Annotated in this window: 9 protein-coding genes; 8 read left to right on the top strand and 1 reads right to left on the bottom strand. The window is 65.2% G+C overall.

The annotated features are described in order from the left end of the window. Positions 1-33: 33 nt before the first annotated feature. From GGD62_RS07915 to GGD62_RS07900, 4 genes are read left to right on the top strand one after another with little or no spacing between them, the layout of a single operon-like run. Complete coding sequence (locus tag GGD62_RS07915) at positions 34-810, top strand: hypothetical protein (protein WP_183707872.1); 777 nt, start codon at positions 34-36, stop codon at positions 808-810. After that, the gene (locus GGD62_RS07910; RefSeq protein WP_183707871.1) at positions 800-2,449 is read left to right on the top strand and encodes a hypothetical protein; all 1,650 of its coding nucleotides are present in this window, start codon (positions 800-802) and stop codon (positions 2,447-2,449) included. The genes GGD62_RS07915 and GGD62_RS07910 overlap by 11 nt, the downstream gene beginning before the upstream one ends. 1 nt (position 2,450) lies before the next feature. Next, positions 2,451-3,704, top strand: coding sequence for a hypothetical protein (locus GGD62_RS07905; protein WP_183707869.1), 1,254 nt, complete (start codon positions 2,451-2,453; stop codon positions 3,702-3,704). Beyond that, positions 3,701-5,200, top strand: coding sequence for an aspartate aminotransferase family protein (locus tag GGD62_RS07900; RefSeq protein ID WP_183707867.1), 1,500 nt, complete (start codon positions 3,701-3,703; stop codon positions 5,198-5,200). The genes GGD62_RS07905 and GGD62_RS07900 overlap by 4 nt, the downstream gene beginning before the upstream one ends. Positions 5,201-5,269: 69 nt before the next feature. Here GGD62_RS07900 and flbT read toward each other — a convergent pair whose 3' ends face one another. Further along, positions 5,270-5,707 carry a flagellar biosynthesis repressor FlbT gene (gene flbT, locus GGD62_RS07895; RefSeq protein ID WP_028144338.1) on the bottom strand — a complete coding sequence of 146 codons (438 nt, stop codon included), beginning with the start codon at positions 5,705-5,707 and terminating at the stop codon, positions 5,270-5,272. A 322-nt stretch (positions 5,708-6,029) separates the two neighbouring features. Between flbT and GGD62_RS07890 the strand changes: the two genes are divergently transcribed. From GGD62_RS07890 to GGD62_RS07875, 4 genes are all read left to right on the top strand, one after another. Continuing rightward, positions 6,030-8,318 (top strand): DUF1522 domain-containing protein, encoded by a 2,289-nt coding sequence (locus GGD62_RS07890; protein WP_183707865.1) that lies wholly within the window; start codon positions 6,030-6,032, stop codon positions 8,316-8,318. A 362-nt stretch (positions 8,319-8,680) separates the two neighbouring features. Continuing rightward, positions 8,681-10,969, top strand: a complete 2,289-nt coding sequence (locus tag GGD62_RS07885) for a DUF1522 domain-containing protein (RefSeq protein ID WP_183707863.1) — start codon at positions 8,681-8,683, stop codon at positions 10,967-10,969. Positions 10,970-11,292: 323 nt separating this feature from the next. Next, positions 11,293-13,581, top strand: a complete 2,289-nt coding sequence (locus GGD62_RS07880; RefSeq protein WP_183707861.1) for a DUF1522 domain-containing protein — start codon at positions 11,293-11,295, stop codon at positions 13,579-13,581. Positions 13,582-13,800: 219 nt separating this feature from the next. Then, on the top strand, positions 13,801-16,089 hold the full coding sequence (locus GGD62_RS07875) for a DUF1522 domain-containing protein (protein ID WP_092262745.1): 2,289 nt from the start codon (positions 13,801-13,803) through the stop codon (positions 16,087-16,089). Positions 16,090-16,318: the final 229 nt, after the last annotated feature.

Below are 16,318 nucleotides of genomic sequence, written 5' to 3'. Positions count from 1 at the left end.
CTTGGTGAGGATTGGAGCGGGGCGGAGCTGCCGATGTCGGACAGGATGCAACTGGTGGTGGCAACGCCGTGCTTCGGCGGGCAGGTGTCGAGCATCTATGCGAGCTCGATCTTCGCGCTGCAGCGCGCCGTGCACGGCATGTCCAATCTCGAGCTCAAGGTGCTGCTGCGCGACGGCGATGCGCTGATCACCCGCGCGCGGGCCAATCTGGTCGCGATGTTCCTGGACGATCCAAGGGCGACGCATTTCCTGTTCATCGACGCCGATATCGGCTTCAGGCCGGAGCAGGTGTTTCGGCTGATCGAATGCGGCGCGGATGTCGTCGCCGGCTGCTATCCGATCAAGCGGGTCAATTGGGACAAGGCCGCGCGGGCGATCCAGTCGGGCCGCACCGACGTGCCGGCCGCCTCGCTCGACTACGTGCTCGAGATCGAGGATCCAGACCGCATCGTCGTGGTCAACGGTTTCACCCGGGTGCGCTATGCCGGCACCGGCTTCCTGATGATCCGGCGCCAGGCGCTGGAGGCGATGTGCCGTCATCCGGACTATGCGGCGTTGCAGTTCTTCCGTGAGCATTCGCACGACACGCTGGCGGCGAGCCAGAACCGGTTTGCGCTGTTCGAATGCATGATCGATCCGGCGACCGGCACGTATCTGTCCGAGGACTTCGCTTTCTGCAAGCGCTGGACCGATATCGGCGGCGAGATCTGGGCCGACATCCAGAGCTCGCTCGATCACGTCGGGCCGTCGGTGTTCCACGGCGATATCGCCTCGCAATTCGCGCCGGCGGCTGCGGCCGATGCCGCGTGAGCGTTCCGGGATGAGCGCCGGCGCATCCCGTCTGTCAGGTCAGGAGCGCGCCCCCGACGGCGGCTCGCGTTATCGCCTGCGCGATCTCTTCACGCCACTGGACACGCTGCTGGTCTCCGGCGGCGATCCGCGGCTGGCGCTCGACGCCAGGGATCGCGTCAATGGCTATGGCTGCGCGGCTTCGCCGGAGCCGGAGATCTGGAATTTCGCCTCCTCGACCGCATCGACGATCTCGCAAGTGGCTTACGACCGTGCCGCGCTGGCGCGCGAAGAGCTGATGCACAAGTGCCTGTTCGACGAGGTCGAGATCGCCTTCGATGCGCGCTGCGAGGACATGCGGGACGAGCTGCGCGGCCATCTCCAGCTCTCGCCGCGCGTCGACGTCGTGTTCTCGCCCTCCGGCACCGACTCCCAGCTCCATGCCCTGTTCCTGGCGCGCGCGGTGCTCGGGGCGCCGCCGGTGACGATCGTGGTAGGCGCCGACCAGACCGGAAGCGGGACGATCCATACCGCCCGCGGGCACCATTTCAGCTCCATGACGGCGAGCGGCCTTGCGGTTCGCAAGGACGGTGCGGTTGCCGGGCTCGCCGGCGCCAGTCTCGCATTGCCGCTGCTCGCGACTGAGCCCGGGATTGCGATGCGCGCGGACACGGATGCCGCGGTGCTGCGTGCGGTCGAGGCCACGATCGCGCAAGGCGCGCCCGTGCTGCTCCAGATCATGGATGCATCCAAGCTCGGCTGGCGCGCACCGAGCGCGGCCTGTCTCGACGAGATCGCGCGGCGCTGGCCGCGCAAGGTCCAGATCGTCGTCGACGCCTGCCAGGCCCGGCTCGGTCGCCGCCGGCTGCGCTTTTATCTCGACCGCGGCTATATGGTGCTGATGACGGGCTCCAAATTCTTCGGCGGGCCGGCCTTCAGCGGCGCGGTGCTGGTGCCGAAGGGCCTTTCGCGGTCGCTCGACCGGGTCGAGGGGATCGCGCCTGGTATCTTCGACTATGCCGGCCGTTGCGATTGGCCGGTGGCCTGGACGGCGCTGCGTTCGCGCTTCGAGCGCCGTCCGAATTTCGGTCAATGGTTGCGCTGGGAAGCGGCGCTGGCCGAGATCGGCCGCTACTACACGGTGCCCGGGGCTTTCCGCGCGGAGATACTCGCCGAGCTCGCCGTCGGCATCGACAGCATGATCGCGCTGTCGCCGTCGCTTCGCCCCGTTCCATCCGCGATCGGGACTGCCGGCGCGGATGATGAGGAATTTGCACAAACCACGATCTTTCCATTCATCCTGCTGCGCGACGGCAAGCCGGTCTCGATCGCCGAGACCGCCGCCGTTCATCGGGCATTGGCGCGCGACATGAACGAGGCGATCGGCGGCAGTGCGGCGGACCGGCAGGTCGCCGTGCAGCGCTGCCTGATCGGCCAGCCGGTCCGTCTGGAGCGGCAGGACGAGGCACCGCAGGCGGTGCTGCGCCTCTGCGTCGGCGCACGGCTCGTGACCGAGGCCTGGTCGCCCGACATCGCGCAGGCGCAACGCAACGTGCAGCAAATTCTCGATCGCATCGCCCACGTCCTGGTAAAGATCGAGCTGCTGCTTGACCGTGGCGCGGTCGCGGCCGCGCCGGTAAACTCCGCGTTCGAGGTGTGAGATGCAGCATCCGGTTTCCGCGCCGCTTCGCATGACCGCGGCGAACTACGCCGATCGCATCGGCTTTTCGCAGCTGACGCGCCAGGCCTTCGAAGGTGTCGACCTGCATCCGTTGCGCGACCAGCTGCTGGCGCGGATCGCGGCGGGGACCGCACTGGCGGGCGAAGGGCTGGATCTGTCGTTGATCACCCAGCTTCTCGGCGACAAGGATCAGGGGCTTGCGATCCAGTCGGAAGTGCTGAGCTTCCACCAATTGTTTCGCACGCCGAGCGCTGCTCCGAAGCCGGGCTTGCGCGTGCTCGCGCTTGCAGCCGACATCGACATGGGCGGCAACACGCCGATCGATTTCCTGCTCGAAGGCTCCGACATCGAGCTGTTGACGCTCTACGTTGTCAAGGGCGTCGGTCTGCCTGAGAATTTGCCCGAGCACGACGTTGCCATCGTGGTCGCCTCCGATTCCGAGGAATGCCGCGAGGCGCTCGCCTCGATCGAGCAGGCCGCGCCGCACTGGCCGCGGCCGCTGCTCAATCGTCCCGATCGCATCGGCAACCTCGATCGCGACAAGCTGCATCGGCTGCTGGCCGGCGTGCCGGGTCTCGATATTCCCGCGACCATTCACGCGACGCGCGCGCAATTGTCAGATCTTTCGCGAGGGCAGATCGCCTGCCGGGACATCGCGGGTGAATTGCGCTTTCCGATGATCGCGCGGCCGCGCGGCTCGCATGCCGGCGTCGGACTCGCCAAGCTCGACGATGCGGCCGCGCTCGCAGCCTATCTTGCCGAGCGTGATGAGCAGGATTTTTTCGTCGCGCGCTTCGTCGACTATGTGAATCCCGACGGGCTCTACCGCAAATATCGTCTCGCGATGGTCGACGGCAAACCTTACGCCTGCCACATGGCGATCGCCGACCGCTGGGACATCTGGTATCTCAACGCCTACATGGCGTTCAGCGAGGAGAAGCGGGCAGAAGAAGCGATCTTCATGCGCGACTTCGATCACGCCTTCGCCGCGCGCCACAAAAGCGCGCTCGACGAGATGAGCAGGCGCGTCGGCCTCGATTATTTCATCGTCGATTGCGCCGAGAACCAGGGCGGCGAGCTCCTGGTGTTCGAGGCCGACAACACCGCTGTCGTGCACAACATGGATTCGCCGGCCGTGTTTCCCTACAAGCCGCCACAGATGCGCAAGATCTTTGCGGCGTTCTCGGCGATGTTGTCGCGGCATGCAAGAGCAGGCGAGGGGAGTGCAGCATGAACGAGATCATCCGCAACGCGCAAAGCTCCGTTGCGCACGCCTCGCTCGACCCGCAGGACTGGAGCGAATTTCGCGCTCTCGCCCATCGCATGCTCGACGATGCGATCGACGGCATCGCCAACGTCCGGGCGCGCCCGGTCTGGCAGTCGATCCCTGATAGCGCCCGCGCGGCCTTCAGGGCCGACGTGCCGCGCGAGGCGAGCGACCTCGCCGAGGTCTATCGCGAATTCGCCGATCACGTCGCGCCGTATGCGACCGGCAACGTCCATCCCGGCTTCATGGGCTGGGTGCATGGCGGCGGCACCGCGGTCGGCATGGTCGCGGACATGCTCGCGGCCGGCCTCAACGCCAATCTCGGCGGACGCGACCACATGCCGATCGAGGTCGAACGCCAGATCGTCGACTGGATGCGCCACCTGTTCGCGTTTCCGGACAGTGCGAGCGGCATTTTCGTCACGGGCACGTCGATGGCCAATCTGATGGCGGTGCTGGTGGCGCGGACGGCTGCACTCGGCACGCTGGCGCGGCAATACGGCATCGGCAATGACGGTGCGGTGCTGACGGCCTATACGTCGCAGGCCGCGCATGGCTGCGTCTCCAGGGCGATGGACATCGCCGGGCTCGGCACCGATGCGCTGCGCAAGGTCGGCGTCGATGCCGATCATCGCATCGACGTAGCCGCGCTGCGTGCGCAAATCACTGTTGATCGCGAGGTCGGCTTCAAGCCGTTCCTGGTCGTGGCGTCTGCCGGCACGGTCGACATTGGTGCGATCGACGACCTCAAGGCGATCGCAGAGCTGTGCCGCGAGGAGGGCATCTGGTTTCACGTCGATGGTGCTTTCGGTGCGCTTGCGATCTTCTCGCCCGAGCTCGCGCCGCTGCTCGGCGGCATTGAGCTCGCCGATTCCATTGCGCTCGACTTCCACAAATGGGGGCAAGTGCCTTACGACGCCGGCTTCCTCCTGGTGCGCGATGGCGAGCAGCATCGGCAGGCTTTCGCACAGCCCGCGGCCTATCTGCGCCGCGAGGCGAGGGGGCTTGCGGCGGGCGCGGTCTGGCCCTGCGATCTCGGTCCCGATCTGTCGCGCGGCTTCCGTGCGCTGAAGACGTGGTTCACGCTGAAGACATTCGGTACCGATCGGCTTGGTGCGACGATCACGAGAAGCTGCGCGCTGGCAAGATATCTGGAGGCCCGCGTAATGGCCGAACCGCGGCTGGAATTGCTGGCGCCGGTCAACCTCAACATCGTCTGCTTCCGCTATCGTGCCGATGATGCGGTCAATCGCGAGATTGTCGCCGACATCCAGGAGTCCGGAATAGCAGCTCCCTCGAGCACGACGCTGGACGGCAGGTTTGCGATCCGCGCCGCGATCGTCAATCACCGCACCGAGGAGGCGGATATCGACGCGCTGGTCGCGGCCGTGCTGGAGTTCGGCAGCCGGCGGTTCGCCGACGGAATGATCGAGGTCGAGGCACCGCCGCTCGCGGCGCAATAGCACTGGTGCATGGCTGAAACGACAACGGCCCCGGAGACGATCCGGGGCCGTTGTCGTTTGCGTCGATGGTCAGGCGGCGGAGCTCACGTCCTTGGCCGCTTCCGTCTGGGGATGGGTGGCCTCGAATTGGCTCCGCAGCTTCTCTTCATAGGCGATCAGCTTGCGGGCATCCTTCAGCGCCCGGTAGAGGTCGCCGTTCAGGATGTTGTTGTTGATGCCCTCGATGATCGGCCAGGCGCTCGGCACCGCGGTGACGATATCGCGCACCAGGTTGAAATAGGTGCCGTGCTGGCTCTGCGGATCCGGCGAGATGTACATGAGCTGGACCGCCAGATAGACGAGCTTCGCCGGCGAATCCGCGGTCTCCGGCGTGAGGATGTCGCGCTCGCGCAGGATCGGCACGTTGTCGCCGTCGATCAGGAGGCGCGCACGCTGGTCCGTGTTGGTAATCACGCAGTTGCCGACGATGATGCGTTCGTGCGGTCTGAGCTCGACCTTGAGGGCCATTGCCTGTTCTCCATCAACGCTTTCGTAACCGAGCGCTCGTTGCGGCCTATTAAGACGTGATTCTCGCTCGGAATTAGTTAACGAGCTGTAAATTCCAGCCGTTCACGCGGGAAACCGCAATATTTTCAAGGTCGTACCCTTGCGGCTGCGCGGCGATCTTGCGCGGCGTCCCCGGCCGAATCACGCGAAACCCGGCAAAGGCACGGATTTCATTTCATGTTTCGTTAGAGGTCTCGGCGCCACGGTCCGCCGGTCGCTGGGTCACTCTCGATCCAAGCAGACGAGTAACAGTTGCGTCGTTTACCAGAAAGGTAACAGAGTTATGTCAGGCATCGTCCTCTCCGCGTCGGTTCGCCAGAACCTCCTCTCCCTCCAGTCCACTGCTGATCTTCTCGCCACCACGCAGAACCGTCTGTCGACCGGCAAGAGCGTCAATTCGGCCCTGGACAATCCCACCAACTTCTTCACGGCACAGTCGCTCGACAACCGCGCCAGCGACATCAACAACCTGCTCGATGGCATCGCCAACGGCGTGCAGGTGCTGCAGGCTGCCAACACCGGCATCACCTCGCTGCAGAAGCTGATCGACTCTGCGAAGTCGATCGCCAACCAGGCGCTGCAGACCACGGTCGGCTACTCCACCAAGTCGAACGTCTCCGCCACCATCTCCGGTGCGACGGCCGCCGACCTGCGCGGCACGACCTCGTTCGCCAGCGCCACCGCATCCAGCAACGTGCTCTATAGCGGCGCGGCGGGCGGCACCACGGCGGCGACCGGCACCACGACGCTCGGCGCCAGCATCGGCGTCTTCGCGAGCACTGGCGCAACGACCGGCGCCGGCGGTACCACGACCCTGGAAGGCACCATCACCCTGATCGCCACCAACGGCACGAGCGCCAGCGGCCTGGCCGGCAACGCCCAGCCCGCCGACGGCGACACCCTGACCGTGAACGGCAAGACCATCACCTTCCGCGCCGGCGTCGCGCCGGCGGCGAGCGGTGTCCCCTCCGGTTCGGGCGTCAGCGGCCATCTCGTCACCGACGGCAGCGGCAATACCACCGTCTATCTCGGTAGCACCGGCACGCCTGCGACGCTTGCGACCGTCGACGATCTGTTGAGCGCGATCGATCTGGCCAGCGGCGTCAAGACAGTTGCCATCAGCTCGGGTGCTGCGACGATCGCCACCAGTGTCGGCCAGACCGCCTCGACCGTTGCCGGCGGCGCCGTCACGCTGAGGAGCTCGACAGGCGCGGATCTGAGCGTCACCGGCAAGGCCGACCTGCTCAAGGCGCTCGCCCTGACGACGTCCGTGGGCGGCGGCAACGCCACGGTCAACGTCAACCGGACCACGAGCTCGGCCTCGCTCGGTGCGACCATCGCGGACGGCTCGACGCTGAACGTCGACGGCCACGTCATCACCTTCAAGAACGCGCCGGTCCCGGGCTCGACCGGTGCTCCGAGCGTTCCGAGCGGTTATGGTGCGAGCGGCAACGTCCTCACCGACGGCAACGGCAACTCGACGGTCTACCTGCAGGCCGGCACGGTCAACGATGTCTTGAAGGCGATCGACCTTGCCACCGGCGTGCAGACCGCGACGATCAATGCCAACGGCACCGCGACCCTTGCGACCGCCACCGGCCAGACCAACTCGTCGATCAACGCTTCCGGCGCGCTGAAGCTCTCGACCGGCGTCAATGCCGATCTGTCGATCACCGGCACCGGCAACGCGTTGAACGTGCTTGGTCTTGCCGGCAACACCGGCACCTCGACCGCGTTCACCGCGGCTCGTACCTCCGGCATCGGCGGCATCGCCGGCAAGACCTTGACCTTCTCCTCCTTCAACGGCGGCACGGCGGTTGACGTCACCTTCGGCGACGGCACCAACGGCACGGTCAAGACGCTCGATCAGCTCAACACCAAGCTGCAGGCCAACAACCTGACGGCGACGATCGACGCCAACGGCCTGCTGACGGTCTCCACCACCAACGACTACGCGTCCTCGACCATCGGTTCGAGCGCCGCAGGTGGTGCGATCGGCGGCACGCTGACCTCGTCACTGACGTTCTCGACGGCTTCCAGCCCCGTCCAGGACACCGTTGCCCAGACCTCGCGTGCGAACCTGGTGTCTCAGTACAACAACATCCTGAACCAGATCGACACGACCGCGCAGGACTCCTCGTTCAACGGCGTCAACCTGTTGAACGGCGACCAGCTCAAGCTGGTGTTCGACGAGACCGGCAAGTCGAACCTGAGCATCACCGGCGTGACCTACAACTCCAAGGGCCTGGGCCTCGCTGCCCTGACCAGCGGCGTCGACTTCATCGACAACTCCGCGACCAACAAGGTGCTGGCTAACCTGAACGCGGCGTCGAGCACGCTGCGCTCGGAAGCCTCGAGCCTCGGTTCGAACCTCTCGGTGGTGCAGGTTCGTCAGGACTTCAACAAGAGCCTGATCAACGTGCTGCAGACCGGCTCGTCCAACCTGACGCTGGCCGACACCAACACCGAAGCGGCGAACAGCCAGGCGCTGTCGACCCGCCAGTCGATCGCGGTCTCCGCGCTGTCGCTGGCCAACCAGTCGCAGCAGAGCGTGCTGCAGCTGCTCCGCTAAGTCGCGGACGACATCGCAAGCAAGATCCGGCGGCGGGGCTTCGGCCCCGCCGCTTTCTTTTTTGCGCCGGCATCAGGTGCCGCATAACGAACCGGGAATGATGCATTCGAATGCAGCCAATTGCTCACTCTGAGTTATGGTTGACAAGTGGCAAATGGCTCGTCGCTGTACCAAAAAGCGTCATCCTATCATGACGATATGGGGGGAGCGGATCAGGCTCCGAACGTGCGTATGGTGAATCCGCGCAAGGACTGGTGCGACACGCTTCATGCTTTGTTAGCCGTCTGCGTTCACCGTCCCGGCATCGATTAATCCTAATCGAAGTTTGTTTGTTGCGTTGCGTACCAGAAGGGTAACACTCAATGTCCGGTATCGTCCTCTCTTCGTCGGTTCGTCAGAACCTGCTCTCCCTCCAGTCCACCGCTGATCTTCTCGCCACCACACAGAGCCGTCTGTCGACCGGCAAGAGCGTCAACTCGGCCCTGGATAATCCCACCAACTTCTTCACCGCACAGTCGCTCGACAATCGCGCCAGCGACATCAACAATCTGCTCGACGGCATCGCCAACGGCGTGCAGGTGCTGCAGGCTGCCAACACCGGCATCACCTCGCTGCAGAAGTTGATCGACAGCGCCAAGTCGATCGCCAACCAGGCGCTGCAGACCACGGTGGGTTACTCCACCAAGTCGAACGTCTCGACCACCATCTCCGGTGCGACCGCGGCCGACCTCCGCGGCACGACCTCGTTCGCGAGCGCCACCGCATCCAGCAACGTGCTCTATAGCGGCGCGGCGGGCGGCACCACGGCGGCGACCGGCACCACGACGCTCGGCGCCAGCATCGGCGTCTTCGCGAGCACTGGCGCAACGACCGGCGCCGGCGGTACCACGACCCTGGAAGGCACCATCACCCTGATCGCCACCAACGGCACGAGCGCCAGCGGCCTGGCCGGCAACGCCCAGCCCGCCGACGGCGACACCCTGACCGTGAACGGCAAGACCATCACCTTCCGCAGCGGCGTCGCGCCGGCGGCGACCGGTGTCCCCTCCGGTTCGGGCGTCAGCGGCCATCTCGTCACCGACGGCAGCGGCAATACCACCGTCTATCTCGGTAGCACCGGCACGCCTGCGACGCTTGCGACCGTCGACGATCTGTTGAGCGCGATCGATCTGGCCAGCGGCGTCAAGACAGTTGCCATCAGCTCGGGGGCTGCGACGATCGCCACGAGCGTCGGCCAGACCGCCTCGACCGTTGCCGGCGGTGCCGTCACGCTGAGGAGCTCGACAGGTGCGGATCTGAGCGTCACCGGCAAGGCCGACCTGCTCAAGGCCCTCGCCCTGACGACGGCCGTGGGCGGCGGCAACGCCACGGTCAACGTCAACCGGACCACGAGCTCGGCCTCGCTGGGGGCGGAGATCGCGGACGGCTCGACGCTGAACGTCGACGGTCACGTCATCACCTTCAAGAACGCGCCGGTCCCGGGCTCGACCGGTGCTCCGAGCGTTCCGAGCGGTTTTGGTGCGAGCGGCAACGTCCTCACCGACGGCAACGGCAACTCGACGGTCTACCTGCAGGCCGGCACGGTCAACGACGTGCTGAAGGCGATTGACCTTGCCACCGGCGTGCAGACCGCGACGATCAATGCCAACGGCACCGCGACCCTTGCGACCGCCACCGGCCAGACCAACTCGTCGATCAACGCCTCCGGCCAGCTCAAGATCTCGACCGGCGTCAACGCCGATCTGTCGATCACCGGCACCGGCAATGCGTTGAACGTGCTCGGCTTCGCCGGTAACACGGGGACCTCGACCGCCTTCACCGCGGCGCGGACCTCCGGCGTTGGCGGCCTCACGGGCAAGACCTTGACCTTCTCCTCCTTCAACGGCGGTACGGCGGTCAACGTCACCTTCGGCGACGGCACCAACGGCACCGTCAAGACGCTCGATCAGCTCAACACCAAGCTGCAGGCCAACAACCTGACGGCGACGATCGACGCCAACGGCCTGCTGACGGTCTCGACCACCAACGACTACGCGTCCTCGACCATCGGATCGACGGCGGCGGGTGGTGCGATCGGCGGTACGCTGACATCGGCACTGACGTTCTCGACGGCTTCCACCCCCGTCCAGGATACGGTTGCCCAGACCTCGCGTGCGAACCTGGTGTCTCAGTACAACAACATCCTGAACCAGATAGACTCGACGGCACAGGACTCCTCGTTCAACGGCGTCAACCTGTTGAACGGCGACCAGCTCAAGCTGGTGTTCGACGAGACCGGCAAGTCGAACCTCAGCATCACCGGCGTGACCTACAACTCCAAGGGTCTCGGCCTTGCTGCGCTGACCGGCGGCGTCGACTTCATCGACAACGCCGCCACCAACAAGGTGCTGACCAACCTGAACGCCGCGTCGAGCACGCTGCGCTCGGAAGCTTCGAGCCTCGGTTCGAACCTGACGATCGTGCAGGTCCGTCAGGACTTCAACAAGAACCTGATCAACGTGCTGCAGACCGGCTCGTCCAACCTGACCCTGGCCGACACCAACGTCGAGGCGGCCAACAGCCAGGCGCTGTCGACCCGCCAGTCGATCGCGGTCTCCGCGCTGTCGCTGGCCAACCAGTCGCAGCAGAGCGTGCTCCAGCTGCTCCGCTAAGTCGCGGACGACATCGCAAGCAAGATCTGGCGGCGGGGCTTCGGCCCCGCCGCTTTTCGTTTATCGCTCGAGGTTTTGAGAGGGCAGGCGATACTCCGAAAAGTAACCAGCGGTTATGGTTAATGGAGCGTAAGCGCAAAGAATTGCCAATGATTTCAGGCTGATTGCCATCTCGCTCCGCGTTTCCCACCCGCTTATGGTGAACCGGCGCTTATGCGGGCGATGTTCGTTTCACCCTTTGTTAGCCATGTCGCGGCACGCTGGCCCCGTCACTCGATCCGAAGCGATCGAACGAAGACGCGTAAGCCAGAAGGGTAAGAGTCATGTCAGGTATTGTTCTCTCTGCGTCGGTTCGCCAGAACCTCCTCTCTCTCCAGTCCACTGCTGATCTCCTCGCCACCACACAGAACCGTCTGTCGACCGGCAAGAGCGTCAATTCGGCCCTGGACAATCCCACCAACTTCTTCACGGCACAGTCGCTCGACAATCGCGCCAGCGACATCAACAACCTGCTCGACAGCATCGCCAACGGCGTGCAGGTGCTGCAGGCTGCCAACACCGGCCTGACCTCGCTGCAGAAGCTGATCGACAGCGCCAAGTCGATCGCCAACCAGGCGCTGCAGACCACGGTCGGCTACTCCACCAAGTCCAACGTCTCGACCACCATCTCCGGTGCGACGGCGGCAGACCTCCGCGGCACGACGAGCTTCGCCAGCGCCACCGCATCCAGCAACGTGCTCTATAGCGGCGCGGCCGGCGGCACCACGGCGGCGACCGGCACCACGACGCTCGGCGCCAGCATCGGCGTCTTCGCGAGCACTGGCGCAACGACCGGCGCCGGCGGTACCACGACCCTGGAAGGCACCATCACCCTGATCGCCACCAACGGCACGAGCGCCAGCGGCCTGGCCGGCAACGCCCAGCCCGCCGACGGCGACACCCTGACCGTGAACGGCAAGACCATCACCTTCCGCGCCGGCGTCGCGCCGGCGGCGAGCGGTGTTCCCGCCGGTTCGGGCGTCAGCGGCCATCTCGTCACCGACGGCAGCGGCAATACCACCGTCTATCTCGGTAGCACCGGCACGCCTGCGACGCTTGCAACCGTCGACGATCTATTGAGCGCGATCGATCTGGCCAGCGGCGTCAAGACAGTTGCCATCAGCGCGGGTGCTGCGACGATCGCCACGAGTGTCGGCCAGACCGCCTCGACCGTTGCCGGCGGTGCCGTCACGCTGAGGAGCTCGACAGGCGCGGATCTGAGCGTCACCGGCAAGGCCGACCTGCTCAAGGCACTCGCCCTGACGACCTCGACAGGTGCAGGCAATGCCACCGTGAACGTCAACCGCACCACGAGCGCGGCCTCGCTGGGTGCGGAGATCGCGGACGGCTCGACGCTGAACGTCGATGGTCACGTCATCACCTTCAAGAACGCGCCGGTTCCGGGCTCGACCGGGGCTCCGAGCGTTCCGAGCGGCTTCGGTGTCAGCGGCAACGTCGTCACCGACGGCAACGGCAACTCGACGGTCTACCTGCAGGCCGGCACGGTCAACGACGTCTTGAAGGCGATCGACCTTGCCACCGGCGTGCAGACCGCGACGATCAACGCCAACGGCACCGCGACGCTTGGGACCGCCACCGGTCAGTCGAATTCGACGATCAATACGTCCGGTCAGCTCAAGATCTCGACCGGCGTCAACGCCGACCTCTCGATCACCGGCACCGGCAATGCGCTGAACGTGTTCGGCCTGGCCGGCAATACCGGCAACGCGACCGCGTTCACCGCGGCCCGCACCTCCGGCATCGGCGGCATCGCCGGCAAGACCTTGACCTTCTCCTCCTTCAACGGCGGCACGGCGGTCAACGTCACCTTCGGCGACGGCACCAACGGCACGGTCAAGACGCTCGACCAGCTCAACACCAAGCTGCAGGCCAACAACCTGTCTGCGACGATCGACGCCAACGGCCTGCTGACCATCACCGCGTCCAACGACTACGCGTCCTCGACGCTGGGCTCGACGGCTGCCGGCGGCGCGATCGGCGGAACGCTCACCTCGGCGCTGACCTTCTCGACGGCCTCCAACCCCGTCCAGGATGGCGTTGCCCAGACGGCGCGTGCCAATCTGGTGTCCCAGTACAACAACATCCTGAACCAGATCGACACGACCTCGCAGGACTCCTCGTTCAACGGCGTCAACCTCTTGAACGGCGATCAGCTCAAGCTGGTGTTCGACGAGACCGGCAAGTCGAGCCTGAACATCACCGGCGTGACCTACAACTCCAAGGGTCTTGGTCTTGCTGCCCTGACCGTCGGCGTCGACTTCATCGACAACGCAGCCGCCAACAGGGTGCTGACCAATCTGAACGCCGCGTCGAGCACGCTGCGCTCGGAAGCCTCGAGCCTCGGTTCGAACCTCTCGGTCGTGCAGATCCGTCAGGACTTCAACAAGAACCTGATCAACGTGCTGCAGACCGGCTCGTCCAACCTGACCCTGGCCGACACCAACGTCGAGGCGGCCAACAGCCAGGCGCTGTCGACCCGCCAGTCGATCGCGGTCTCCGCGCTGTCGCTGGCCAACACCTCGCAGCAGAGCGTGCTCCAGCTGCTCCGCTAATAAGCAGCTGAAATTACTAAATAAAATCGGGCGGCGGGGTCATTTGCCCCGCCGCTCTTTTTTGCGTCCGGCGGCGGGCAGGGGCGTTCACCGGCGGTTAACCCTATCGATTAAACCGGCGTTAACCATACTTTAAAGGACACCTCCTAAAACTGGACAAAAGCCCGCTTTCGAGACCGCGCGGCCGATTCGTATCCGGTTCAAGAGGAAGACTCGCCAATGTCCAACATCGTTCTCTCGGCGTCCGTTCGCCAGAACCTGTTGTCGCTGCAGTCGACGGCCGACTTGCTGGCCACGACGCAGGAGCGGCTGTCGACCGGCAAGAAGGTCAATACCGCGCTCGACAATCCCACCAACTTCTTCACGGCGCAGGGGTTGGACAACCGGGCAAGCGACATCAGCAACCTGCTCGATGGCATCAATAATGGTGTCCAGGTGCTGCAAGCCGCCAACACCGGCATCACCTCGCTGCAGAAGCTGATCGACAGCGCCAAGTCGATCGCCAACCAGGCGCTACAGACTACGGTCGGCTACTCCACCAAGTCGAACGTCTCCACCACCATTCCCGGTGCGACGCCGGCCGACTTGCGCGGGACGACCTCCTATGCAAGCGCGACCGCCAAGAGCAACGTGCTCTATACCGGTGCTGCCGGTGGCACGACCCCGGTCACCGGAACCGCCGCACTTGGCGCCTCGCTGGGCTCGAGCGCCGGCACATTGGTCGGATTTGCGGCGACCGCGGCCGACGGCACCACCGTGCTCAGCGGCACCGCCACGCTGGTCGGCACCACCGCTTCCACTACCTTCGGCGCCGCGCCCGCGGATGGCGACACCATCACGGTGAACGGCAAGTCCATCACCTTCCGCACCGGCGTCGCTCCGGCCACGCAGCCGACCGGCTGGGGCCTCGACGCCAGCGGGCACATCGCCACCGACGGCAACGGCAATTCGATCGTCTATGAGGGAACGGCGGCGGCGCCCGCGGCGACCATCAACGACGTCCTCACCGCGATCGACCTCGCCAGCGGCGTCAAGACAGCTACAATCAGTGCGGGTGCGGCGACCATCGCGGTCAGCGGTTCGGCGGGTCCCGTCGGCACGCTTCAAGTCGCATCGTCCATCACCGGCGGCCAGGTCACGCTGAAGAGCTCGACCGGCGCCGATCTGAGCGTGACGGGCAAGGCCGACTTCCTCAACAAGCTCGGTCTGACCGCGGCGACCGGCGCAGGCAATGCAAGCGTGACCGCGAACCGGTCGACAACCGCCGGCTCGCTCGGCTCTCTCGTTCAGGACGGCTCGACGCTGAACATCGATGGTCACACCATCACGTTCAAGAACGCGCAGACGCCGCAATCGGCGGCGAGCGTCACGTCGGGTGGCGTCAGCGGCAACATCGTCACCGACGGCAACGGCAACTCGACGGTCTATCTCCAGAGCGCGACGTTGACCGACCTGCTCAACGCGGTCGACCTTGCCACCGGCGTCAAGACCGCGAGCCTCTTTAACGGCGCGGCGACCCTGTCGACCACTGCGGGCCAGATCCCGTCGTCCGTCAACAGCAGCGGTCAGCTTGCGCTCTCCACCGGCATCAACTCCGATCTTTCGATCACCGGCACCGGCAACGCCCTTAGCGCGTTCGGCCTCAGCGGCAACACGGGAACGGCGACCGCCTTTACCGCGGCGCGAACCTCCGGTGTTGGCGGTGTCAGCGGCAAGACCCTCACCTTCTCCTCCTTCAACGGCGGTACGCCGGTGAACGTCACCTTCGGCGACGGCACCAACGGCACCGTCAAGACGCTCGATCAGCTCAATGTGCAGCTTCAGGCCAACCACCTGACGGCGACGATCGACGCCAACGGCGTGCTGACGGTCACCACCGTCAACGAATACGCCTCCTCGACCCTTGGTTCGACGGCGGCGGGCGGCGCGGTCGGTGGTACGCTCACCGGCGTGCTCGCCTTTACCACTGCACAGCCGCCGGTTCAGGATCCCGTCGCGCAGACGGCGCGTTCGAGCCTGGTCAGCCAGTTCAACAACATCCTGGCGCAGATCGATACGACGTCGCAGGACTCGTCCTTCAACGGCATCAACCTGCTCAACGGCGACACGCTGAAGCTGGTCTTCAACGAAACCGGCAGCTCCACGCTCGGCATCAACGGCGTCGTGTTCAACGCGGCCGGCCTCGGCCTCAGCAATCTCGTTCCCGGCACGGACTTCATCGACAACGGCGCCACCAACAAGGTGCTGGCCAGCCTGAATGCCGCCTCGAGCAGACTGCGCTCGGAAGGCTCCTCGCTCGGTTCGAACCTCTCGATCGTGCAGGTGCGCCAGGACTTCTCCAAGAACCTGATCAACGTGCTGCAGACCGGCTCGTCCAACCTGACGCTCGCCGATACCAACGAGGAAGCGGCCAACAGCCAGGCGCTGTCGACCCGCCAGTCGATCGCGGTGTCCGCACTGTCGCTGGCCAACCAGTCGCAGCAGAGCGTGTTGCAGCTGCTCCGCTAATTTCGAGGCGCAAGATCGCCACACGATATATCGCGGCGGGGCTAACGCTCCGCCGTTCTTTTGAGGGAGATCGCTAAGACAAGATTAGCTGAGATCGACACGCATCACGCGAAGCGAATTTACATCGTGCGTGCGTGGATCTAGCGTTGCGCCGACGAAGAGCTCCGTGACCCGTAATTATCCGGAGGGCTTCCAAGCACAACACGTAAGCAAATCTTAAGCGGTGCTG

The organism is Bradyrhizobium sp. ERR14 (genome assembly GCF_014198235.1).
Classification (GTDB): Bacteria; Pseudomonadota; Alphaproteobacteria; order Rhizobiales; family Xanthobacteraceae; genus Bradyrhizobium.
This window is presented reverse-complemented; position numbering and strand designations above follow the sequence as displayed.